The sequence below is a fragment of the Lysinibacillus boronitolerans JCM 21713 = 10a = NBRC 103108 genome (assembly GCF_000772935.1).
Classification (GTDB): Bacteria; Bacillota; Bacilli; order Bacillales_A; family Planococcaceae; genus Lysinibacillus; species Lysinibacillus boronitolerans.
Genome location: NZ_JPVR01000068.1, coordinates 1 through 22,005 on the forward strand (window position 1 = coordinate 1; position 22,005 = coordinate 22,005).

The window sequence follows — 22,005 nt, forward strand, 5'->3', positions numbered from 1 at the left end:
GTGAGAAAGACTTTATTCCATTCCGTTATCAAGGGCAGTATGAAGATGTAGAAACAGGATTGTATTATAACCGATTCCGATACTACGACCCAGAACAAGGGAATTATACTCAAATTGACCCGATTGGACTTGCGGGTGGGAATCCAACTTTGTACGCGTACGTAAAAGATCCAAATATTTTATCTGATGCTTTTGGATTAGCCCCTACAAATCCGATAGATAGAGCTTATTTAAAAGAAATACTGGGAGCAAGTAAAAAATCTGGTGGAGCATATATGTTTAGAACAATTGATGTAAGGGATGGTATTACTAAATGGTATGTTGGTAAAGCTAATAACCTATATACAAGATTAAGACAACATTTAGGTACAGGTAAATTAACATCTTCACAGTTGGAATCCTTACAAGTACTGGTAGTTCCATATGGTAAAGAATCAGACTTTTTCAAAACAGAGGCTGATATAATAAAAGCTTTTGAAGATGCAGGCGAAGATCTTGCAAATAAAATAAAAAGTCCCGGTTGTACAAAATAAGGGGTTCAAGGAGAGGATATTATGGTTTTTGATAAAGTTTATTTCAATAGGAGCTTTAGATTTATTAACATAAATCCAGATATAGAGGTAGTTGATATCGAGGATATAAGAAGGCAAGAAATAGACAGTGTTTCAGTTTCACATGATACAATAAAACACAAGTTTGAGAATATAAAAAATCTTAATGGCATATCAAATATTAGAGGGCTTAGATTAAACTCTTATGATTATAAATCCTTAAATGAACTAAAAAATTATAGTTCATTAGAATATTTTAATTTTTTGGGGAAAACTGATGAAGTAATTCCTTTTTCGGAATTAAATTCATTATGGTGTGTATACTTAAATTACGATAAAAAAACATGTAGTTCAATTTTTCAAAACAAGAATATAGAGTACTTATTTATTGATAATTATAGTGGCGATTCATCTGAAGAGTTCAATATATTTACAGAAGCTAAAAGAATAGGGTTAGTAAAAACTAAAATATTAGAATTTGAAGCTCTTAAGTACATGCCTTCCTTAGAGCACCTAGGAATAAGTTATAATTCTAAAATGACTTCTTTAAAGTGGGTTGAAGAGGGAAAATCATTAACTTCAATAGGTTTTCAAAATTGTAAAAACATTGAGGATTGGAGTTCAATTGGAAATGTCTCTAGCATAGAAAAAATAATAATTGAGAGCTGCGGTGAAATTCCTTCATTAGATTTCCTTCATCAGCTACCTAATTTACAAGAAGTTCGTATTATTGGAACAACAAGTATAGGGGATGGGAAAATAAAAAATTTAATGAACCATAAAACTCTTAAATATTTATTTCTACCGATTAAGAAAGAATATGATATTAAACTAGCCGACTTAGAGGATTTTAATATTCGCTAGAAAAATTGTTACTTGGTTTGAAATGTACCAAGAAAAATTAATGCAAGTATTGATTCTGAAATATGTAAAGAGGACTTAATAAGTCTCCTTTACATATTTTTTTGTAGACAGTAGTAACTTAACTTTCTCTCCGTAACTTAGAAAGTATTTGAATACAAAAAACTTTGGAAGAAGATATGGTATTAAGAATTTATTGCTCTATTGAAAAGGATATATATTCATAAGACAAGAGGTTTGCAACTCACTATAATACCATACCATTTAGAACCAAACAGTGCTCTGTTTGTATTTTCATTTAATTTAAAATGCCTATTAAAATACTTCAAAATTTATGATGCACTAGGTAGTCGTGTAGAGAAGAGTTCTGACAAGAAGACAATGAGATTCGTGTGGGATGGCAATACGATTCTGCATAAGTATTCCACGCAGAATGATGCAGATACTTTAGAAAATCTGAATTCTTCACAGACTGATACCGTTATAGCAGATGATCTGGTTACATGGGTGTTCAATGATGGCTTCGTCCCTTCTGCAAAGATTACGAGTGAAGATCATTACAGTATTATTAGTGATTATCTCGGAACGCCTGTTGAAGCCTATGATGAAAAAGGGAATAGGGTTTGGACAGCTGAGCTTGATGTTTATGGACGAGTGAAAGAAGTTACAGGTGAGAAAAACTTTATTCCATTTAGATATCAGGGGCAGTATGAGGATGTAAAAATTGGATTGTATTATAACCGATTCCGATACTATGACCCAGTGCAAGGGAATTATACTCAAATTGACCCGATTGGACTTGCGGGTGGGAATCCTACATTATACGGTTATGTTAGTGATCTAAATGCAATGATAGATCCCTTTGGATTAATAGTAAGGCAACCAATCATTTTCCTTTCTACTGGTGGAGGAGTAATACATCCTAAAACTATAAGTCCGAATAATCCACATGGTATATTTACTATAGATGCAACTGGATCATATTTTGATGATAGAGTCGCACTTGCAAAAGAAGCTGGAATTAATGATCCAGGCAAAAATTATCGATCTCATCATATAGATTACGATCCTAAGAAGAATACAATGAGAATGCAATTTGTACACGAAGAATACCATAAATACCCACATGTAGGCGAGGCTGATGACTTTAAAAAGGATACAGGTTTTAAATATGGTTCGCCAGAAGCGGTTGCGGAAGCAACTAAAAGAAGAAATAAATTAAAAGGAGGGTGTGTAACCTAAATGAACAACAATTTTAAAAGTAATTCTAATGAATTTTTTAATAATGATATTTTATTTGAGAATTCTTGGAAGAGTATATCGCTTTCCCAAATAAATGAAATTGTACCTGATGAGTTTCCAGGTAAAAAAGATTTTATAAAGTTTTACCTTACTACTAATGGTGGTGTGTTTTCTAAAGGGGCATATATTTATCCTGATAATTTTTATGAAGCTTCAAATAAGGATTATTATTCTATAGAAATTGGTAGTTTTTTTCATATTCCCTTAATCGAAGATGAGGAAGATTCTGATTATACAACATCTATTGAAAGAGCAAAAGATAGAAGGATAGATTATTCTGAGGAATTTGAAGACTTTGTTCTATTTCATATTCCTTTTGCTGATAATCATGCTGATAATGATTTTTGGATTGATATTCAAACAGGAGAAATTAAATACATGGATTATGAAGTAAGTTACGACCCTGAGAATGCTATTATTATTGCTCCTTCATTTCTTGATTTTTGCAAGCATATTCAGGCAAAACTTAAGTAAGATAATATATTCAGAAACATGTGTATGAGGAAATAAGACTACGGGGGCATCTAGTTGTACGGATGATGTACACTTTATCCTAATGTTTTGTTTCTTAAAGATTTCAAGATTCTTTCTGAAGTTGTGAGCTTTACTATAATTGAACTAGTAGTAAATATTTATGATGAATATTTCCGAACATAGGTAAGAAGACGCTATTAGCACTTCTTTACCTATGTTTTTGTGTATTAGAGAAGAATTAATGTATCGTGTATTTAGTGTTAATCTATCTTTGGACGTTCAAAGTTATTAAAATTTTCATAACGGAACTTCTCCTTAGTGGATTGTTTGCGCTATTTACCTCGAATATATATAAATGTTTCAAATGTTTTAACATCAATTAATTTTGACGGTTTAGATATGCAAGAATCTCTTGCAATGCTGCGAGGTGAAAACATCAGATTTAATTTAGAAAAAATAGAAGATGAAACTATTTTTATAGATATTAGAATTAACAATTTGTATTTATAACGCCATTATTGAGGCTATCTCCCCATTTATACGAAATAAAGTTCGTACTAGTAAAACGCCAACCAGTTAAAGAGTATGCTGAAGCTGTGTTTTGAAATATAGAAAATAATAAAACAAAAGACAGAAGCATAACAGCAAGTTTCGATTTTGATTTCAAGTTAAAACCCCTAGGTATTTTTTAAACAACCCCATTTTATATCAATAATTAAAATGTATAAATAATTTTTATAAATTAGTTAATTTTAGTAAAAAGGTAATTTGAAAGTCTTGGTCAGCCTTGATATCAAAACTTAAAGAGTTGTGGAACGGATTCTTGTTCAACTAACGAAGAAATTTGGTTGAATATGTAACTTTTGGTGGATAATTGGTGTCTATATAAAAGAGGTGGGTAAATTGAAAATAAAAAAATTATTCTATGGTTTGATCGCATTAGCTTTATTCATGATTATGGGATGTAATATTCAAGGGGGAACTACAACAGTATCAATTGACAGTATAGATGCCGAAGAAGTTTTAACATTAGATTCTGATGCTGATATTTTTCAGTATGCTGGAGTTATCTACAAAGCTAATATTGATTGGGTTGAAGAATTGTCTTTAACAAAAGATGTTCAAATCGGTGAAATAAAAACAAAAAATGATGCTCATACAGATTTTAGAGATGAGATGTCGAATAAACTTCCTGTTGGTACAAAGATTTTTTCCACCAAAGAACGAGGAGATATTTTAATTGTTGAATCTGAAGGAGAAATCAAAAAATATCTTGCAATTGTTGAAGGGTAAACAAAATTCCTTGTTCAACAAACGTGGTGCTTTAATTGAAATGATGTATCCATCTCATACGAGGTGGTCTTTTTTATTTATACAGTGCCAAAACTTAACAGTATTGTCTTGTTTTTAGGAATACTTTTTTGTTTGTTTTACCAAATAAGACTCATGGAAATCAAATTATAGGTCGTTTACGTTCGTTTAAGATGGTTATTTTATTTAAGGTTATTATACTCATACTTTGATTTTAAATGGCTTAAGACGTATGGAGGCTTAGAATATTTTGTTTATCATAAGAAGTAAAGATTAAATTCTGATGCTATTTATGCAGAATTTTATACATGCTGCGATTGGTGATCCAATCGAAAAACATTGTTAAATCAACGATGTATAACCTATGGATATTTATCGCGAAAACTCCAAATCTGTAAAATTACAACAGTCATTGTAGCGAGGGGGCATTTCCCATTTTGTATACAGCTTGGGCTTTTTTATACGAATAAGACTAATTTGTATGAACGTGAATAAAACCTTTTTAAAACCTTTTTTAGGAGGTTGTTAAATCAAATCGAAATTCCCCTTTATAGAGTGTTGCAACAAAATATTGCATAACTTTAGGAGGAACTATCTTATGGCTACAAATTATACTTATTCAAGCGAACTTTGGATGATGGGTCGCCCCTTCGTTCACATGATTAAAACACCTTTATCTAACATTTGCACAGAAACAATCTGTAAACCCTTAACGAGTACATCGTATTATGGTATCAATGGCGGTTTTTTACAACAATCAATCTTACGATCAAACACCTACATCTTCTAGCTCTATCTGTGTTGACGTTAATGAAATTGGAAATTCAATTACTGTGAATGGTAAAACATTCGCAAAAAACAATAACTATAACTTAAACGCTTCAGGTAATCAAACTGCTAAAAAAACAATGGTGATTTACAAAGATGCAAATGGCTCATAAAAAGCTACTTACCGTAACAGCTTCACGTTATACAATCTCAAATGAGTTCCCGAAATTTGAACAAATTATCGGTGGAACATCTTATACATTAGCAGATTGGGGCGAAAAGGCGTATTACGCTCCATTTCCTCGTACAGTATTAGCTTGGAAGGGTGCAAATGCTTATTTCTTATACCGTAGCGTCGATGATGTAGGCAATCTATATGAAACAAAAGACAAAAGAGATCGTGTTTATGGTGCTGGGGGTAGATTACTAGAAACACTCTTACAAATGACTGCCCACTTGAAAATCCAGCATATAGGTATGCAAAGAAAGATGCTGAGGTTTTCATATTAGGTGAAATACCTAGAAATGCTATACTATTCATAAAAAGGGAAAGTGTCTTTAAATTATGAAAATTGATTATGGAAGTGGTTTTGATTGTTAAATATATGCGAATTAAAGTTTTAGTCGAAACAGGACTTTTATTATTGTTTGAAAAATGTATTTGGATATTCCAAAATGGAGGTAAACAGTGGTAGAGAGTCACGCAAGGACTAGTAATAGTCTATTATACTATAAATGTGATAATATTGAATTTTTAAAAGGTTATGGACAATTATATACAGAATTTGATGATGGCGTTGCAACTAGGCAGATCAACATAATAAATAATGATATATATAGTTCTTCATCATTGCACGATTGGAACGAAGATGTTGGATCTTTATTGTATGACGGACATATCGAGAGTTTAGATTTAAGCGATAGTGTACCTATTACTCAATTAGAATTTGAGAATAAATGGCAGGAAGGAATTGTAGCTAACAATTCTCACATAAACTACTTAAAGGGTGATGCTTCTCTTCCTTTCGAAGAACATACACTCATCATTCATGTTGTTAATATTTTAGGAAAATGGGGAAAAGGCTTTGTTTTATCTTTATCAAAGCAATTCCCTTTTGCCAAAAATGAATATATAAAATGGTCGAAGGATAAAGAAACTTTTGGGTTAGGAGAAGTTCAGTTTGTATGTGTAGACCAGCAGAAAGCTACTTTTGTTGCCAATATGCTTGCACAACACGGTTTGAGGAAAAATGATAAAGATCGTACAACCTTTATTGATTATGATGCGCTTCGTTTATGTTTAAGAAAAGTTGCGAGATTTGCATTAAAAAATCGATTATCGATACAGATGCCTAAAATTGGTTCAGGTTTAGCTGGAGGAGATTGGAGAGAGATTGAAAAAATAATAAATGAGGAATTGATTTATTATAAAATTAAATGTACTGTTTTTGAATTGTGATAAATTAAATAAAAGTTAGGGGTGGCATCAATGGTAGATACAAAATTGAGGGAGCGGGTGTTTGACACTTTATACGGCGGGATTATTGGTGATCTAATGGGCGTACCTGTTGAGTTTAAACAAAGAGGGACTTTCCATGTGCAAGATGTGATGGGGTATGGTACTTATAATCAGCCACCTGGCACTTGGTCTGACGATACTTCGCTAACTCTCTGCCTGGTCGAAAACATTATTGAAAATGGTAATACCAAAACATTAATGAACAAATTTGTACAATACATGGAGCAGGGCTATCTTACACCATTTGGCGAAATGTTTGATATTGGAATTACTACAGCGGAAGCCGTTTCGAACTATAAAAAAGGTGTTCCGCCAGCACAATGTGGTAAAACGGGCGAGTTTGATAATGGCAATGGTACGTTAATGAGGATAGCTCCTTTAGTATTCGTGGTCATGCATGAGTTAGATTTTGCTAAAAGAAAAGAATTAGTACATCAATATACAGAGATTACTCATGGTCATCCGCGTTCCATAGTAGGATCCGTTATTTACATTGAGCTATTATTAAGCTTATACCGAAATAATTCACTAGAAGTGGCCTTAAAAGAGGTTTTTGACTTACTGCAAAATCATTTACAACATGAAATGAAAGCGGAGTTAAATGCTTACACACGGATTTTTCATGAAAACTTTTTCAATACGCCTGAAGACGAGATTCAATCAAGCGGCTATATTGTTCATTCATTAGAGGCGGCCATTTGGTGTGTAGGTAATTCTACAACATTTAAAGACGCCATTCTGAAGGCAGTTAATTTAGGAGAAGATACGGACACAGTTGCAGCGATTACAGGATCGATAGCGGGTATGTATAAACAGTTGGATGAAATTCCAGAAGAATGGTTGGGTAAAGTTGTCAATAAACAAAAGGTAGATGACTTAATCCTAGCATTTTATGAATTTTGTACAGCCCAGATGTGAAAAAAATATAGAGGAAAGGACGGTGACGAAATGTTACCTATACATAATAGCTATACGGCATATCCTCCAGCAACAGATCGCCAAATTTTACACATAGAAAATAAGTTGAATTGCCAACTTCCGAGTGCGTATACACTTGTATTAAAGGAAAGTAACGGTTTATCGTTTACGAATGGTGTGTTCATTTATGGCACGGAGGAAATTGTAGAAAGAAACGAGACTTGGGAAGTGGCGGAATATGCAAAAGGCTATATTGCTATTGGGGATGATAGTGGAGGAATGATCTTTTTAATGGCGATAAAGGCAGAGGATTTTCGTGTTTTTGCAGTAGATAGTGGAGATATGACCCCGGAGCATGCAACATTGATTACTTCTGATTTAAGCAAGTGGCTACAAGAAGGATGTCAGTATGAGTAAGAGATATAAATGAAAAGCTTCTTCCTACTATAAGGAAGAGGCTTTTTATTTGATTTTTATGTCTACTCTTGGAGAAAAATAATTGAAAATAAAGCAAAATTATTACGTATTCTATTATTTTTTGAATTTTTTAGAAAATAATGTTGAATTATTGGAGAGTGGTAGTATAATGAAAATATAGTTACATATATGGTTAATAATTCCTTTATAGAAGGATTTATTGGTAATTTATAGTGACTATAAAATTACAAAATGAAGAAATGAGGCGATTTAATGATTAACATGATTCAATATTTAGAGCAAAATCCGACGTTGGTGACATTGTTAAAAGAAAAAAAAGCTTCTCTCATTGGTGTAACAGCATTAGAGCAAAAGGCAATTTTGGATTCGTTTGATGAAGATTTCTGTTCTCAAAGTTTAATTTGGTACTAAAATATTTTATAAATAAACCTATATGGATAGCTATAAGTTTATATTTATTTATTGGTTTATATTTGATTAATGTAACTTATAGCTCTCCTTCAATAAATATTGAAATTCAAGAAGAAGACGGCCAATGGTTCGTAAAGAAGCCATATTTTAAAAAATGGGCAGATAATCATCAAATAATGCTAGGGGATATTGTTTTAGAAGTTAATGGTACGCACACAGAAAATGTTTCTAATCTAAAATATGATTCTGTGATTAGAGCAGCAAATGAATTAGTAATAAAAAAGCCAGATGGCCAGATATTTGTGGTGAAAATAAGGCATTTAGATATTCCTCAACAATTCTATTATGTGTTAGTTATTCCTTCTTGTTATTTTCTACTCACTTTATTTATTACTTTATATATTAAATACAAACAAAAAAATTCTAACTTAATTAAATTACTTATTTTATTTATACTTACTGTTTCTTTGGCATATGTTAGTAGCGGTGCTTCAAGCCGACTAGATCCTATTGGAATAATAGTAAATAGAAGCAGTATGTTGTTATGTTTAGTAATTTTAATACATTTTTTAAAAGAGTACTTTTATTTTTTGAATCTCAAATGGATATTTTTTGAAAATGTAAAAATACTTTATTTAATTCCTATATCTGCTGTTATACTTAGTTTTTTTAGTATAATAATTCCATATACACATTACTACCATTCTTATATTGTACTTGGTATTTTCTTTCTACTCTTGGTGAGCTTATTAACTATTATGATAGTGGGGTATCTAAAATATAAAATACCTCAACTAAAAGTTCTATTGAGTAGTGTTTTTATACCATTTTTGCCTTTTCTTTTTATGTACGCTTTACCTGTAATCGTATTTAATAGGTATATACTTTCTGCAGAAATTTGTTCTCTATTCTTAATGCTTATTCCTTTTAGTTTTATCTTTACACAACTCACTGAACGTATATTTGATATGGAGTATTTTATTTCACGATTACGATATTACTTCAATTTCTCATTTGGATTTACTATGTGGTTGTTAATAGGCCTATATTTGCTCACTGATCTTTCAATTACGCGCATGACGGAGATTTTCTTTTTTGCCTTTCTGTCGTTATTGGCGTTGTTCTACATTAAAGAGCGGATTGATTATCGTAAGCGGAAAATTTTATTTTCTACAAAAGGCGACTACATCCACCGCTTGTATACGACCGTTGAGAGTATTGGTAGAGTGGTGAAGATTGAGGATTTATTGGAGAAATTTGTACAGGAGGTTGTGGTTCAGCTTGAAATGGAGAGTGTGTATGTGCTCACTTACGATTTTCAAACACATCAAGTTACCTTAACAAATAAATCCAAAGAATATACACAGCATCAAATAGATGAGGTGCTAGTCGAACGATTAGGCTTAGGGGATATTAAAAAGACAGATCATTTCTATATCGCCTTTATTCATCAGGATGTGAACTATAAACGGATCCTTGTTGTGGACCATAATAAAACAATTTATCTCAAGGATGAGGAGCTGCTATGGCTAGAATTATTGCTGCTCTATTTAAATAATTTTATCGAAAACACAAAAATGGTTGAGGAGCTTTTAAATCAGTTAAAGCATATGAAAGAGGCCGATAATCGACAGCTACCATGGCTCAATAAATTACTCTGGCTACGGTTCGAGGAAGAAAAATATCAGTTAGCACAGGAACTTCATGATACGATTTTGCAAGAACAACTGCACATTGCAAGGGAAATGGATGTCCTCATGCATACCAAAGAAAAAGAGGAGATCCCATCTAAACTTATAAAGCTTCATGAACATATGATTATCTCACTGAATGACTTGAGGGGCTACTGCGAAAACTTAAAGCCACCTCTATTAGATACATTGGGCTTAAATGCAGCCCTTGAAAAATTAATCCAAAAAATTCATAAACGAGCTAATTTTGTTTTGATATATACGATTGACCGCCTCTATTTAGAGGATGAGCGTTTAAATTTAATGATTTATCGACTGTTCCAAGAATTATTAAACAATGCGTTAAAACATTCCTATGCTAATACAGTTGAAATCCATTTACTGGGTACTGAAGAGGGGTTCCAAATTTTGTATAACGATGATGGTGTAGGCTGTAATATAGATGATATTCTACTTGCTGATTCGATGGGCATACAAGGAATGCAGGAGCGAGTTCAAGCTTTTAATGGAAAATTCGCATTAGATAGCAAAGTAGGAGAAGGGATGACGATTCGTATCCAAGTAAGTGAAACCCAACATACGAATCCCTATACCTATAAGACCCTGACCCGACCAACTTATATGATACGAGGATAACCAGATGAAGCGGAAGCATAAATGCATACATTTTTTTAACACCTTTTAATCTCTTCGTAGATGCTACGAATGTGGATTAGAAGGCTTTTGTTTGAAATTGAGTTTATTTATATATATGAATAAATCAAAAATAATAAAATATTATCAAAAGTATATTATTTGATAAATAGTAAATCAGGAAGAAATACACTTTTTGGAGTATTTATCTAATATTCAAGGAAATTATGGCCATATGACCGATATAATTCATGAGAAGGATTGAGGAGGTCAATAGATTTGAATAAAAAATTATTTTTAACAGCAGCAGCCATTCCTGTTACACTTATTGTTCCCACTGTAGCAAGTGCGGCTGAAACAGTTTCAGTCACGGGAGATAATATTGTTAACGCAACATTAAAAGTGGATAAATTACCGAATGATACAATTGTCAATGCCTATCAATGGTATTATCTAGAGGAAATTACCGGTGAAGAGGGATCAACAAATAAGCCGATTTCTGGTGCAACATCTATTTCCTTAAAAGTACCCGTTGAAGCAGCTGGAAAAAGCATTTTTGTGGAAGCAACGACGACAGACGGTAAAAAATTTAAAAGTGAACCGCGCACTATTCAGCCATTAGAGCTTGATATCACCATTCCAACGTTAGAGGGTCAATCTGCTGGCTTTGTAGCACCTGGAGAAACAGTGAAAGTAGCTGGAATTACTGTAACTGATAAGAATGGTGCAAAATTGCAAAGTGATCAAATTACATATAGTTATCAATGGTTTTATAAATTAGGTGATAACTCCTTCACTATCTTAGAGGGAGCTTCAGGTAGTACATATACGATTCCGAAGGATGCCATTGAAAAGGATATTAAGAATATTGCTGTCACAGTCAAAGCAAAAGTTGGTCTTTCTTTTGCGGAATCTAAACTATCGGATACCATCACTGTCTCTAAACAACCCACTGATACTTTAACGAAAGAGATTAAAGATTTACTGGTCAATGATAATAAATACAATGTATCAAGCTTTGCAGAATTTGGTGCTAAAGTTGCGGAACTAGAAAAAAACTATCAATCTTTATCAACAGCGGCTAAAGGTAATGTGTCTAATTATGATGTCTTAAAGCGAGCACTTGCTGATGTTGAATTAATAACTAAGTTAAATGAAAAATGGAGCAAAATAGAGACTAGTAATGAAAAAGAAATAAAGGAACTAGAAGAGGCTTATAATAAGCTAGATCTGTTACAGCGTAGCTTAGATGTAGATGAGACCTTATATACGGGCATTAAAAACCTATTAAAAGAGCCAAATGATCTTGAAGAGATAAAAGAAGTGCGAAGACTCAATCAAGCTATTATTAATTTATTATCTTATGAGCATTCTCTTGTGAAATATGTAGCTTCTGATATTGATTCCTTACAAGAGGCAGTGAAGACAATCGAAGCAGATATTGAGAAATTATCACAAAGCTATCGAGCTGCTGTTCAAAATCAAGCAATTTTGACTGAGGCTAAATCAGATATTAAAAAGGTCGAGCAATTAATTAAATCATTTGATAAATTAGCTACAAATCTTACACCTAATAAGCAAGTGACGACTGCTAAATCTATTCGAACAGCCTATGAAAAATTGACATATAAACAATTAAAATTAGTGCCAGATGTGTATGTGCAGCGTTTGACTACTGCAGAACGTGCAGAAGAAAGCCAAATTATAAATCTAAATAATGTCATAGATAGCTATATTGGTGATGATGTTTATCCGTTCGATCCGTCTGCTAGTTCATGGCAAAGTCATGTCAATAATGTCAATCAAATAATCAAGGAATACAAGAGCTTAACGAAAGCCTCAGCAGCACAAATTATTGGCTACGATAATCTTGTTACCTTACAGAAAGATTTAAAAGCAGCTGAAAAAGTAATTAAAGATATGGATGCCTATCAAAAGTTATCTGCAACAACTGGTGTAACGGAAAGTAAACTTAATTCAAGCTATACAAGTACTTTAAAAGCTTATAATAATCTTACAAATTTACAGCAATCCCTAGTATATAATGCTGATGAATTTTTACTTAACACGCCAAAGATTTCAGTTGATGGCAATGGTAAAGTGCCTACTGATAAAGCAGCAGCAGAGGCGTTAAAGGCGGATATCGCCAAATTAGCGGATGTGACGAAATATTCATTCAATCAATTAGAAACCGCTGTTAATACAGCTTCAGAATCCTATAAAAAATTGTCTTCAGCTGCAAGAAAATACGTGACAAATTATTATTTATTAACAGCAGCAAATAAGGATATTACAGGTGTAAAATCATTCTATAAAAAAATACAGACCGCTAGAGAAGAAACAGATGCTGCAAAAAAGTCAAAAAAAATTGAAACAGTGCAAAAAGCTTATGCGAAATTACCTGCGAATCAGCAGCATTTAGCAAAAGAACAATATGAAGCTTTATTAAAAAATCAAAATATCGATGAAAATGCATCGAAAATTACACAGCTAAATAATGATATTGCCACAATTGTTTCCAATGATCTCTATGCCGTTACGATCGATAAAATTAAAAATCTTTCTACACAATATAGTAGCCTTAGTTCAAGTGAGAAAAAACTGATTACGAACTATGATATTTTAAAAACTGCGCTTGCAGACGTGAAAAAAGTGGAAAGCTTTATGAAGACCTATGAGAAATCCTTTGCTTCAAATCCAAGCACAGTGATCAAGGCATATGAAAAGCTTACATCGAAACAAGTGAGTCTAATTGATGCAGGAACTAGACAATTGATTATTGATAAGCAAAAAGGACAACAGCAAACGAATGAAAATGCGTTGTCGCTAATTGAATCCATCAATTCACTCCTTGTAAAAGGTGAATATATCGATGGTTTACAGGAAAAAGTAAGTGAAATCCGTAAAGCCTATGATGCTTTGAGTGACGCTGATAAAAAGGTTGTTAAAAATTATTCGAAGCTCACACAAGCGGAAGGTGACTTGAAAAAGGTTGAAGAGGTGCATGCTATATACGAACCAGCAGGGAGTAGCAATGATACAGCACGTAAAGCATGGCAAACTGCCTTTGGAAAGCTCTCTAAAAGATTAGAGTTACTCTATACAAACATGTACCCAACTGAGCAATAATATTACTTCCAGATGGCCTCGAACAGTTTTCGGGGCTTTTCTTTATCCATAAAATTTGTCTAGTAATTTGATTGTCCGCTATACTAGGTATAACAAGGGAAGAAAATATTTTACATAAGATTGAAGTTTCACAAAGAAGGTAGGAACAAAAGATGTATAAAATAGGTGTTGTTGGACCCATTCAATCCGTTGAAAGAATCATTGCCTTAGCACGTGAAATCGAACAGGATATGGAATTTATTCCGTATATATATGAAGTGGCGACAGAAACAAAGCATCTTGTGGAGACACATAATCAGGCTGTCGATTTCTGGCTGTTTTCTGGTTACATTCCCTATAAGCTTGCTAGTCAAACGAATGTATCCAAAGATAAATTGACCCATATTATTTTTTCCGAAGCGGCTATTTATCGGGGGTTTTTAGAGCAGTCCTATCAGCAAAAAAAGTTTATAGAAAATGTTAGTATCGATATTATTCCTTCGCCTTCTCAAATGGCTTCAGAAAGTCTTGCAGAGATTCAGCATAATGTCCATCATATGTATCTAAAGGAATTTGATGTCGCTATTGATCCACAAGAGCTATTTGATTTCCACTATCGTCTTTGGCAGAAGGGCAAAATTGATTTTGCGATTACTTGTTATCCTTCTGTTGATGAAGAGCTGAAGAAACGAGGTGTGCCATCTTATTGGGTTTCCCCGACAAAAACAGAAATTTATCATACGGTTCAGCTTTTTACTGAAAAAATCAAAACGTCCTATTATAAAGAAACGCAAATTGGTGCAGTCATGCTTGAAATAAAGGACTTCGATTCATTAAAAGAGCGCATGAAGCAAGGCTATCGTATTCAATATTTAGAGTTACGTACAAAGGAAAATCTACTACAGCTCTGTGAACAGATTGATGGCTCTCTTATTGAAGAGGGGAATGGTAAATATACCATCTTTAGTACAAGAGGTGCGATTGAAGGGCAAATACGATTTTTACAGGAAAAAATGTATCAGTTGTCGATTGAAATGGAGACGAAGGTGACAGCAGGCATTGGCTTTGCTCAAACAGTGTTCAATGCTGAGTTACATGCCCACCGAGGACTAAGACAGACGAAGGAAAATGAGGCTATTGATATCGTAATGATACAGGATGATGGCACCATTATTGAATCGGTAGGGAATGTAGAAGAGCTATCCTATTCCTACCGAGCTGAAGACCCTTATATTTTAGAAAAACTAAAAAAAGGGAATATTAGTATTAAAACCTATATGAAAATCCATGCACTTGTACAAAAAATGCACTGGAAGCATTTTACGACAAAGGATTTAGCGACACAGCTGCAAATGAGTGAAAGAAATGCCCAACGAATCGTGGCAGATTTATGTAATGTAGATTTAGCGAGAATTTGTGGAGAAGAGTTGCAGCATACTCGAGGCAGACCGATAAAAATGTACCAACTTGTCTAAAAATTATAAAAATGTCCCATGCCAATAAGTGGTGTGGGACATTTTTTTTCTGCTATTTCTTAGAAGAATCTCTTTTTAAAAATACAGATAAATCAATGTTTTCATCGGTTTATTAGGTAAATAATATGGATTTACGAAGACGATTATTTATTAGAAATTTTCAAAAAAAATATTGTCTTTTGATTGAACTTTGATTATTATACGAATATATAACGAAAATGTCGGTATATAAGAGGGGATTTGTTGGGGGGCATTGATAATCAAGTAAAGTCATGGCAATTAAGAAGGATTTTTATATATGGGAGGGATATGAATGACAACAAATGAAGTAACGAAGAAATCTAGAAATGTCATCCTTGCGCTTTTATTTTTAGGCTGGTCTTTAGGGAATTTGGATCGCTATATTATGAACTATGCAGTGGTTTCGATTACAGGGGATTTGCAGCTGGATGCATCTTCTACGGGTATTATTTTAAGCGCTTTCTTTTTAGGCTATGCCATTATGCAAATACCAGGTGGCTGGCTTGCGGATAAATTTGGCGCAAAACGAGTTTTATTAATGGCTGTTATCATGTGGTCTATTTTTACGGGCCTAACGGCTATTGCTTGGTCTTTAACAGCAATGATTGTGATTCGCTTCTTATTTGGCATTGGCGAGGGTGGTTTCCAGCCATCAAGCTCTAAAATTATTGCTACGATCTTCCCGAAAGAGGAAAGAGGCAGAGCGATGTCCATCATGCTTACTTCTGGTGGGATTGTTTCACTCATCGTCCCTTTGCTAGCTGCTTATTTATTAGGAACGATTGGCTGGCGCATGATGTTTATCATCATTGGGGCAATTGGAGCAATAATTGCCTTTTTATATTGGAAATACATTCAACTCCCGCAAGATGAGGCAGCTACAGCTGGAACAGAAGATACTTCGAACAAAGTGAATTTTAAAGAGTTATTGAAAACACCCCTAATGTGGAATTTAATCATTGCTTATTTCTGTATTTATGCAGTGAACTGGGGATTAGTTTCTTGGATTCCAACTTATCTTCAAAAAAACAGAGGCTTGGATTTAATGTCCATTGGTTGGGCACAAACAATACCTGCCATCACAACGATTATTGGTGTATACGGTAGTGGCTATATCATTGATAAGCTACCTAAAGGTATGGAGAAAGTGTTAGGCTCCATCTCCTGTGCAGTCATCGGTCTTTTATTGTATTTAATGTTTACTGCCAAAACAGTGACGTTATTTATTGGTTACCAAACAGTCGTTTCGATCTTTATCGCGTTCGTCATTACATTATTACCTGTTATTGTACTCAAGAAGCTACCTTCTTCTATCACAGGTTCTGCAATGGGGATTGCCAATACAGGTGGACAATTAGCAGGGTTTGTTACGCCAATGGCGATTGGATTTATGGTTGATGCCTTTAATGGCTCCTTTGATGCAGCCTTTTGGATGTTAATTGGCTTTGCGCTTATCTGTATTGTGTCGCTTGTCACACTAAACGACCAAAAAGGAACACTGTTAAAAGCATAATGAAATGGGAGGAACAAAAATGAGTTATCATGAAAAAATTTCGGCGTTAATTGAAGCAAAAAAGCAAGCTACGGTGGCATTAAGCGATGCGATTTGGGCTGTGCCTGAGCTTCATTTTCAAGAGAAGAAATCGATGCTATATATGAAAGAGGCACTAGAGAAAGAGGGCTTTCAAACAGAAGTCGGTGTGGCTGGTCTTGAAACGGCGCTTGTTGGAACGTATGGTTCTGGCAAGCCTGTCATTGCCTTTCTAGGTGAATATGATGCGCTTCCAGGCTTAAGTCAAAAAGGTGGGGCAACACAACATGAGCCTCTTGTGGATGGTGGAAGCGGACATGGCTGTGGTCATAACTTATTAGGTACAGGTGCATTCGCAGCTGCTGTAGCTGTAAAGGATTATTTAGCGCAACATCATCAGTCAGCAACAATCCGTTTTTATGGTTGCCCTGCAGAGGAGAATGGGTCTGGTAAAGCTTATATGGCAAAGGCTGGACTTTTTGATGATGTTGATATCGCGATCTCTTGGCATCCAGGTACATTTTCAACTGTGATGACGTGTAGTTCTCTAGCAAACTATGCTGCAACGTTTAAGTTTACAGGCAAAAGTGCTCATGCGGCGGCTGCACCACATCTTGGACGAAGTGCTTTAGATGCTGTTGAGCTTATGAATGTTGGGGTAAACTACTTACGAGAACACATCATCCCAGAAGCGCGTGTGCATTATGCGATTACGAATTCAGGCGGAACTTCGCCAAATGTCGTTCAACCATATGCAGAGGTAACGTATCTTGTTAGAGCACCTAAAAAGCAGCAAGTACAGGAAATCTATCAGCGCGTTGAGGACATTGCAAAGGGTGCCACAATGATGACAGGGACGTCAGTGGACATTGAGTTTGAAGGTGCTGCTTCGAATCTTATTACAAATAAAACACTTTATGATGTAATGTATCAACAAATACTTGAAATTGGTATGCCAGACTATACAATAGAGGATGAACAGTACGCACAGGCTATTTTCGATACATTTACGCCAGAAGTACAAGCTGCTTCATTAGTGGGCTTACGTAAAGAAGATGCCAAGCAATTACAAGGAAAAGTGATTGCTGATCATGTTCCAGGCATGCTACCTGAATTTGTTATGGGTGGCTCTACGGATGTTGGAGATGTCAGCTGGAACGTACCAACCGTACAGTGTACAACGGTATGTATGGCATTAGGGACACCATTACACACATGGCAGGTAGTGTCTCAGGGAGTTACGCCAATCGCGCATAAAGGTATGCTACAGGCTGCTAAAATTATGGCTTGTACAGCTTTAGCGTTGCTGGATAATCCTCTATACATTGAAGAAGCGAAAAAGGAATGGCAAGAACGTCTTGATGGAGAAACATATCAATCTTTAATTCCAGAGGGTACACAGCCACCTAAGCGCTAACAGGATAGAGTCTTCATAGGAGAACTATGAAGGCTCTGTTTTTGCCTCATTTTGAAAGGAGAACGCGACATGTCAACACAACCCAATCACCAGCATCAACTTTTAGCACAGTGGGTAACACAGTATCGTGCTGCTGCCAAAGAAGGGGAATGCGCTAGTTATATCCCAGCTTTAGCCCAAAAAGATCCCAACCAATTAGCTGTGGCGATTATTGGGACTGAGGGCCACGAAATCAAAGCGGGAGATACTGCAGAACTATTTACCCTGCAAAGCGTTTCCAAGGTCATTACCTTTATTTTAGCCTGTATGGATCGAGGCTTACCATATGTTTTAGAAAGAGTAGATGTTGAACCAACAGGAGATACCTTTAACTCAATTATTCGCTTAGAAAGCCATCAGCCAGGAAAACCCTTTAACCCGATGATTAATGCAGGGGCTATTACGGTATCCTCCATGTTGGCTGGTCATTCTCCACAAGAGAAGGTCACAAAGATTCTACAATTTTTAGAACAAATCATCGGCAAGCAATTAAGTATCAATGAAGAAGTATTCGAGTCAGAGTGGCATACAGCTAACCGTAATCGAGCATTGGCCTACTACTTAATGGATTCTGGGTTTCTAGATTGTCCAGTAGAAGCGGCACTTGAGGTTTATTTGAAGCAATGCGCAATTGAGGTTAATGTATCGGATTTAGCTATGATTGGCTTAGTTATTGCCAATGATGGCTATCACCCATTGTTAAAGAAACAGCTATTCCCTAAGCAAGTGGCGAAATTAGCGAAGGCTTTGATGGTGACATGCGGTATGTATAATGCCTCTGGGAAATTTGCAGCATTCATCGGCCTCCCTGCCAAAAGTGGTGTATCAGGCGCGATTCTTGCGGCTGTTCCAGGACATGCAGGCCTACACTCGCCGTTTCCTACTGGCTGTGGCATTGGAATTTACGGACCAGCGATTGATCCAATAGGAAACAGTGTGGCAGGTGTAAAGTTGCTAAAACAGCTAGCAACAGAATGGGATATGACTATTTTTTAATGAGTAAAGATGATTTCAGCGCTTAGTCTGAAGTCATCTTTTTTTCATTTTATAAATAATAAATAAAGCGATAAACCAAATCGGCGTTAATAGTAGTGCTGTTCGCGTAGCCTCAGAAATAAACATCACAATTAATAAAAAGGCGAAAAATACAAGTATGACATAGTTGATAAAAGGTGTCAGCGGTGCTTTGAAGATTGAAGCTTCATGTAAGGCACGGTTTTTTCGTTTGTAGATAATGTGGGAAATGATGATAATGCTCCACACCCATATAAAACAAATCGCACTGATTGTCGTCACAATACTAAAGGCGTTCTCTGGCATCAACTTACTTAGCAGCGCACCAACTGATACAACAATAGCAGAAATAACGAGTGCATTACTTGGCACACTGTTTTTGTTGAGCTTTGCGAATGCTGGAGATGCCTGTTTATTGTTACCAAGATTATAGAGCATCCGACTTGTGGAGAATAACCCACTGTTACCTGCTGAAGCCGCTGAAGTAAGCACAACAAAATTTATAATACCAGCAGCAATCGGGATACCTGCTAATGTAAACACTTGGACAAAGGGACTGCTTGACGCAGACATTTCATACCATGGGTTAATACATAAAATGACAAATAATGCCCCTACATAGAAAAGCAAAATGCGAAATGGAATTTTATTTATGGCAGAAGGAATATTTTTTTGAGGATCTGCTGTTTCAGCTGCTGAAACCCCCACTAATTCCACACCAACAAATGCAAAGACAACCATTTGGAACGCCATTAAAAAGCCGTATATACCATTTGGGAACATGCCCCCATGTGCCCACAGATTTTCAAGCGATACTGTCCCTGAGCTAGTTTGAAAGCCAGTTACTAACATAATAAGACCAATAATAATAAGTGCTACAATCGTAATAACTTTAATAATAGCGAACCAAAATTCTAACTCACCAAAAAGTTTAACGGTTAATAGATTTAGTAGTAGTAACAAGACGAGGCAACCAATGGCTGGCACCCATTGGGGGATATCAAACCAATATTGTGCATAAACCCCCACCGCAATAATGTCCGCCATCGCTGTCATAATCCAACAGAACCAATAGGTCCATCCTGTTACATAACCCGCCCAAGGCCCTATGTATTCGGATGCAAAATCCGTAAATGAGGTGTAGCCTGCATTGGATAGTAACAATTCACCCAAAGCGCGCATCACAAAAAATAGCGCGGTCCCTACAATTAAGTAGGCTAGAATGATCGAAGGCCCTGCTAAGGCAATGGCTTTCCCAGAGCCTAAAAATAATCCAGTCCCAATTGTTCCACCAATGGCAATAAGCTGCACATGGCGATTTTTTAAATCTCGTTTTAATTGTTGCTGTTCCACGTTTATCCCCCTCAAAGATGCATAAAAAACTATGACTGGAAAAATAAAAAGAGACTAGTTGTGACACTAGTCTCGGAAAAACGTCAGAATAACAAATACCATTTATTCGCAGATGTCTACATGAAATAGTGTAGCATCGCTTATAAAAGCTGTATTACTCCTCTGTCCTTTTGCCTGAGATAGTGAACCCTTCGGCGACGCAATGTGCGCTCTCTCCAGAACTGCTCCTGCTATAGTTTGATCCATAGCATTCATAGCTTATTAACTTGATAGTCAATTATTATTGTAAGATATTATACATCCTAACAGTGCTTAAAAAATTATTCAACAATAAATTTTAACTATTTTCAGAAAAATAGAAGAATAGGGTTCGTAACGGGTCTATCCCTAACGAAAAATAGTATTTTTGGTCATACAAAGTGTTGCATGAAGGGGTTTTTAAAATATGAGGTGAATTGGCTAATTTTATGGAAGCAAATAGGGTGATAATGCGTAAGGTTATGGGGAATTAGTGTAAAGTGCTCTTTTTTATTGGAGGATTGCTCAACATAGCTGTCGAAGCGCTCATTTTATAAGGAACCTGCTCCAAAAGAAGATAAACGTGCTCAGCTGAAATAGATATAATATAGTAGAAACTCTGAATTTTTTAAAAAAGAAGCCGTCTCATAGTTCTTTGAGACGACTTTTTTTCGTGAGAGAATTAATATTTTTTTGCTTTTATTTTACCTGTCCAAGTTTTGAAGCCACCTTGTAGTTGGTAAATTTGGTTGTACCCACGTTTTTTAAGAAATAGTGCAGCACGTGAGCTACGGCCTGTATTTTGACAGTATAGATATACTGGTAAATCTGGGCGGATTTCTTTATAACGTTGACGTAATGTTGTCGAAGGAACATTTCGTGCACCAAGAATATGACCAGCATCAAATTCTTTTTGCTCACGAACATCGATCAGCTGGGCTTTACGATAGCCTTCTATGAATTGCTCTTGTGTTAGGTTGGTTACGGCTTTTTTGAGTCGTAGTGCATTAATTCCGATATATGCAATTGTGACTACTAAAACGACACCGATTGTGATAAGTATGTCCAAGATTTTCTTACCCCTTTCTATCTTCTCTATTATTATAAAAGATGCGCTAGCGATAGTCCAATGAGTTTGATAAAATTAACTAG

General features: G+C 35.2%; 19 protein-coding genes and 1 riboswitch. Of the genes, 17 read left to right on the forward strand and 2 right to left on the reverse strand.

Annotated elements, in window-relative coordinates; genetic code table 11:
* The 17 genes from CD31_RS23980 to CD31_RS07250 all read left to right on the forward strand — a co-directional run.
* A partial coding sequence (locus tag CD31_RS23980) for an RHS repeat-associated core domain-containing protein (protein WP_167334364.1) occupies positions 1-533 on the forward strand: 533 nt, incomplete at its 5' end.
* A 21-nt stretch (positions 534-554) separates the two neighbouring features.
* Positions 555-1,415, forward strand: coding sequence for a hypothetical protein (locus tag CD31_RS07175; RefSeq protein WP_036076506.1), 861 nt, complete (start codon positions 555-557; stop codon positions 1,413-1,415).
* Between the two features lie 378 nt (positions 1,416-1,793).
* Positions 1,794-2,654, forward strand: a complete 861-nt coding sequence (locus CD31_RS23985) for an RHS repeat domain-containing protein (protein WP_081977468.1) — start codon at positions 1,794-1,796, stop codon at positions 2,652-2,654.
* Positions 2,655-3,188 carry an SMI1/KNR4 family protein gene (locus tag CD31_RS07185; RefSeq protein ID WP_036076508.1) on the forward strand — a complete coding sequence of 178 codons (534 nt, stop codon included), beginning with the start codon at positions 2,655-2,657 and terminating at the stop codon, positions 3,186-3,188.
* An 894-nt stretch (positions 3,189-4,082) separates the two neighbouring features.
* Entirely contained in the window at positions 4,083-4,481 is a 399-nt protein-coding gene (locus tag CD31_RS07190) for a hypothetical protein (RefSeq protein ID WP_244905060.1), read from the forward strand.
* Positions 4,482-5,227: 746 nt separating this feature from the next.
* A complete protein-coding gene (locus tag CD31_RS07195; protein ID WP_036076512.1) occupies positions 5,228-5,440 on the forward strand; it encodes a hypothetical protein in 213 nt (70 codons plus the stop codon).
* A complete protein-coding gene (locus CD31_RS07200) occupies positions 5,424-5,777 on the forward strand; it encodes a hypothetical protein (RefSeq protein WP_036076514.1) in 354 nt (117 codons plus the stop codon). The genes CD31_RS07195 and CD31_RS07200 overlap by 17 nt, the downstream gene beginning before the upstream one ends.
* Positions 5,778-5,955: 178 nt before the next feature.
* Positions 5,956-6,726 carry a macro domain-containing protein gene (locus CD31_RS22720; protein ID WP_052125346.1) on the forward strand — a complete coding sequence of 257 codons (771 nt, stop codon included), beginning with the start codon at positions 5,956-5,958 and terminating at the stop codon, positions 6,724-6,726.
* A 30-nt stretch (positions 6,727-6,756) separates the two neighbouring features.
* Complete coding sequence (locus CD31_RS07210) at positions 6,757-7,704, forward strand: ADP-ribosylglycohydrolase family protein (RefSeq protein WP_036076516.1); 948 nt, start codon at positions 6,757-6,759, stop codon at positions 7,702-7,704.
* Between the two features lie 30 nt (positions 7,705-7,734).
* Positions 7,735-8,121, forward strand: coding sequence for an SMI1/KNR4 family protein (locus tag CD31_RS07215; protein ID WP_016993977.1), 387 nt, complete (start codon positions 7,735-7,737; stop codon positions 8,119-8,121).
* Between the two features lie 273 nt (positions 8,122-8,394).
* The gene (gene comX / locus CD31_RS07220; protein WP_009370188.1) at positions 8,395-8,553 is read left to right on the forward strand and encodes a competence pheromone ComX; all 159 of its coding nucleotides are present in this window, start codon (positions 8,395-8,397) and stop codon (positions 8,551-8,553) included.
* 1,049 nt (positions 8,554-9,602) lie between these two features.
* On the forward strand, positions 9,603-10,880 hold the full coding sequence (locus tag CD31_RS24120) for a sensor histidine kinase (protein ID WP_342351937.1): 1,278 nt from the start codon (positions 9,603-9,605) through the stop codon (positions 10,878-10,880).
* 276 nt (positions 10,881-11,156) lie between these two features.
* Entirely contained in the window at positions 11,157-14,006 is a 2,850-nt protein-coding gene (locus CD31_RS07230; RefSeq protein ID WP_036076522.1) for a hypothetical protein, read from the forward strand.
* Positions 14,007-14,158: 152 nt separating this feature from the next.
* Positions 14,159-15,460: a hypothetical protein gene (locus CD31_RS07235; protein ID WP_036076523.1), complete on the forward strand. Its 1,302-nt coding sequence runs from the start codon at positions 14,159-14,161 to the stop codon at positions 15,458-15,460.
* A 313-nt stretch (positions 15,461-15,773) separates the two neighbouring features.
* Positions 15,774-16,994: an MFS transporter gene (locus CD31_RS07240; RefSeq protein ID WP_016992022.1), complete on the forward strand. Its 1,221-nt coding sequence runs from the start codon at positions 15,774-15,776 to the stop codon at positions 16,992-16,994.
* A gap of 19 nt (positions 16,995-17,013) precedes the next feature.
* A complete protein-coding gene (locus CD31_RS07245; protein ID WP_016992021.1) occupies positions 17,014-18,429 on the forward strand; it encodes a M20 family metallopeptidase in 1,416 nt (471 codons plus the stop codon).
* Positions 18,430-18,498: 69 nt separating this feature from the next.
* Positions 18,499-19,464 (forward strand): glutaminase, encoded by a 966-nt coding sequence (locus CD31_RS07250; RefSeq protein WP_036076526.1) that lies wholly within the window; start codon positions 18,499-18,501, stop codon positions 19,462-19,464.
* A 33-nt stretch (positions 19,465-19,497) separates the two neighbouring features.
* Here the strand turns inward: CD31_RS07250 and CD31_RS07255 are convergent, their stop codons facing one another.
* Both CD31_RS07255 and CD31_RS07260 read right to left on the reverse strand, forming a co-directional pair.
* On the reverse strand, positions 19,498-20,835 hold the full coding sequence (locus CD31_RS07255; RefSeq protein WP_036076528.1) for an amino acid permease: 1,338 nt from the start codon (positions 20,833-20,835) through the stop codon (positions 19,498-19,500).
* 152 nt (positions 20,836-20,987) lie between these two features.
* Positions 20,988-21,064, reverse strand: a riboswitch (glycine riboswitch).
* Between the two features lie 471 nt (positions 21,065-21,535).
* The gene (locus CD31_RS07260) at positions 21,536-21,922 is read right to left on the reverse strand and encodes a rhodanese-like domain-containing protein (RefSeq protein ID WP_004231073.1); all 387 of its coding nucleotides are present in this window, start codon (positions 21,920-21,922) and stop codon (positions 21,536-21,538) included.
* Positions 21,923-22,005: the final 83 nt, after the last annotated feature.

Bases quoted from the DNA above. Each gene is read 5' to 3' on its own strand.
- CD31_RS07175 (WP_036076506.1), top strand. From the start codon at position 555: ATGGTTTTTGATAAAGTTTATTTCAATAGGAGCTTTAGATTTATTAAC.
- CD31_RS23985 (WP_081977468.1), top strand. From the start codon at position 1,794: ATGAGATTCGTGTGGGATGGCAATACGATTCTGCATAAGTATTCCACG.
- CD31_RS07185 (WP_036076508.1), top strand. From the start codon at position 2,655: ATGAACAACAATTTTAAAAGTAATTCTAATGAATTTTTTAATAATGAT.
- CD31_RS07195 (WP_036076512.1), top strand. From the start codon at position 5,228: ATGGTATCAATGGCGGTTTTTTACAACAATCAATCTTACGATCAAACA.
- CD31_RS07200 (WP_036076514.1), top strand. From the start codon at position 5,424: ATGCAAATGGCTCATAAAAAGCTACTTACCGTAACAGCTTCACGTTAT.
- CD31_RS07210 (WP_036076516.1), top strand. From the start codon at position 6,757: ATGGTAGATACAAAATTGAGGGAGCGGGTGTTTGACACTTTATACGGC.
- CD31_RS07215 (WP_016993977.1), top strand. From the start codon at position 7,735: ATGTTACCTATACATAATAGCTATACGGCATATCCTCCAGCAACAGAT.
- comX (WP_009370188.1), top strand. From the start codon at position 8,395: ATGATTAACATGATTCAATATTTAGAGCAAAATCCGACGTTGGTGACA.
- CD31_RS07235 (WP_036076523.1), top strand. From the start codon at position 14,159: ATGTATAAAATAGGTGTTGTTGGACCCATTCAATCCGTTGAAAGAATC.
- CD31_RS07240 (WP_016992022.1), top strand. From the start codon at position 15,774: ATGACAACAAATGAAGTAACGAAGAAATCTAGAAATGTCATCCTTGCG.
- CD31_RS07245 (WP_016992021.1), top strand. From the start codon at position 17,014: ATGAGTTATCATGAAAAAATTTCGGCGTTAATTGAAGCAAAAAAGCAA.
- CD31_RS07250 (WP_036076526.1), top strand. From the start codon at position 18,499: ATGTCAACACAACCCAATCACCAGCATCAACTTTTAGCACAGTGGGTA.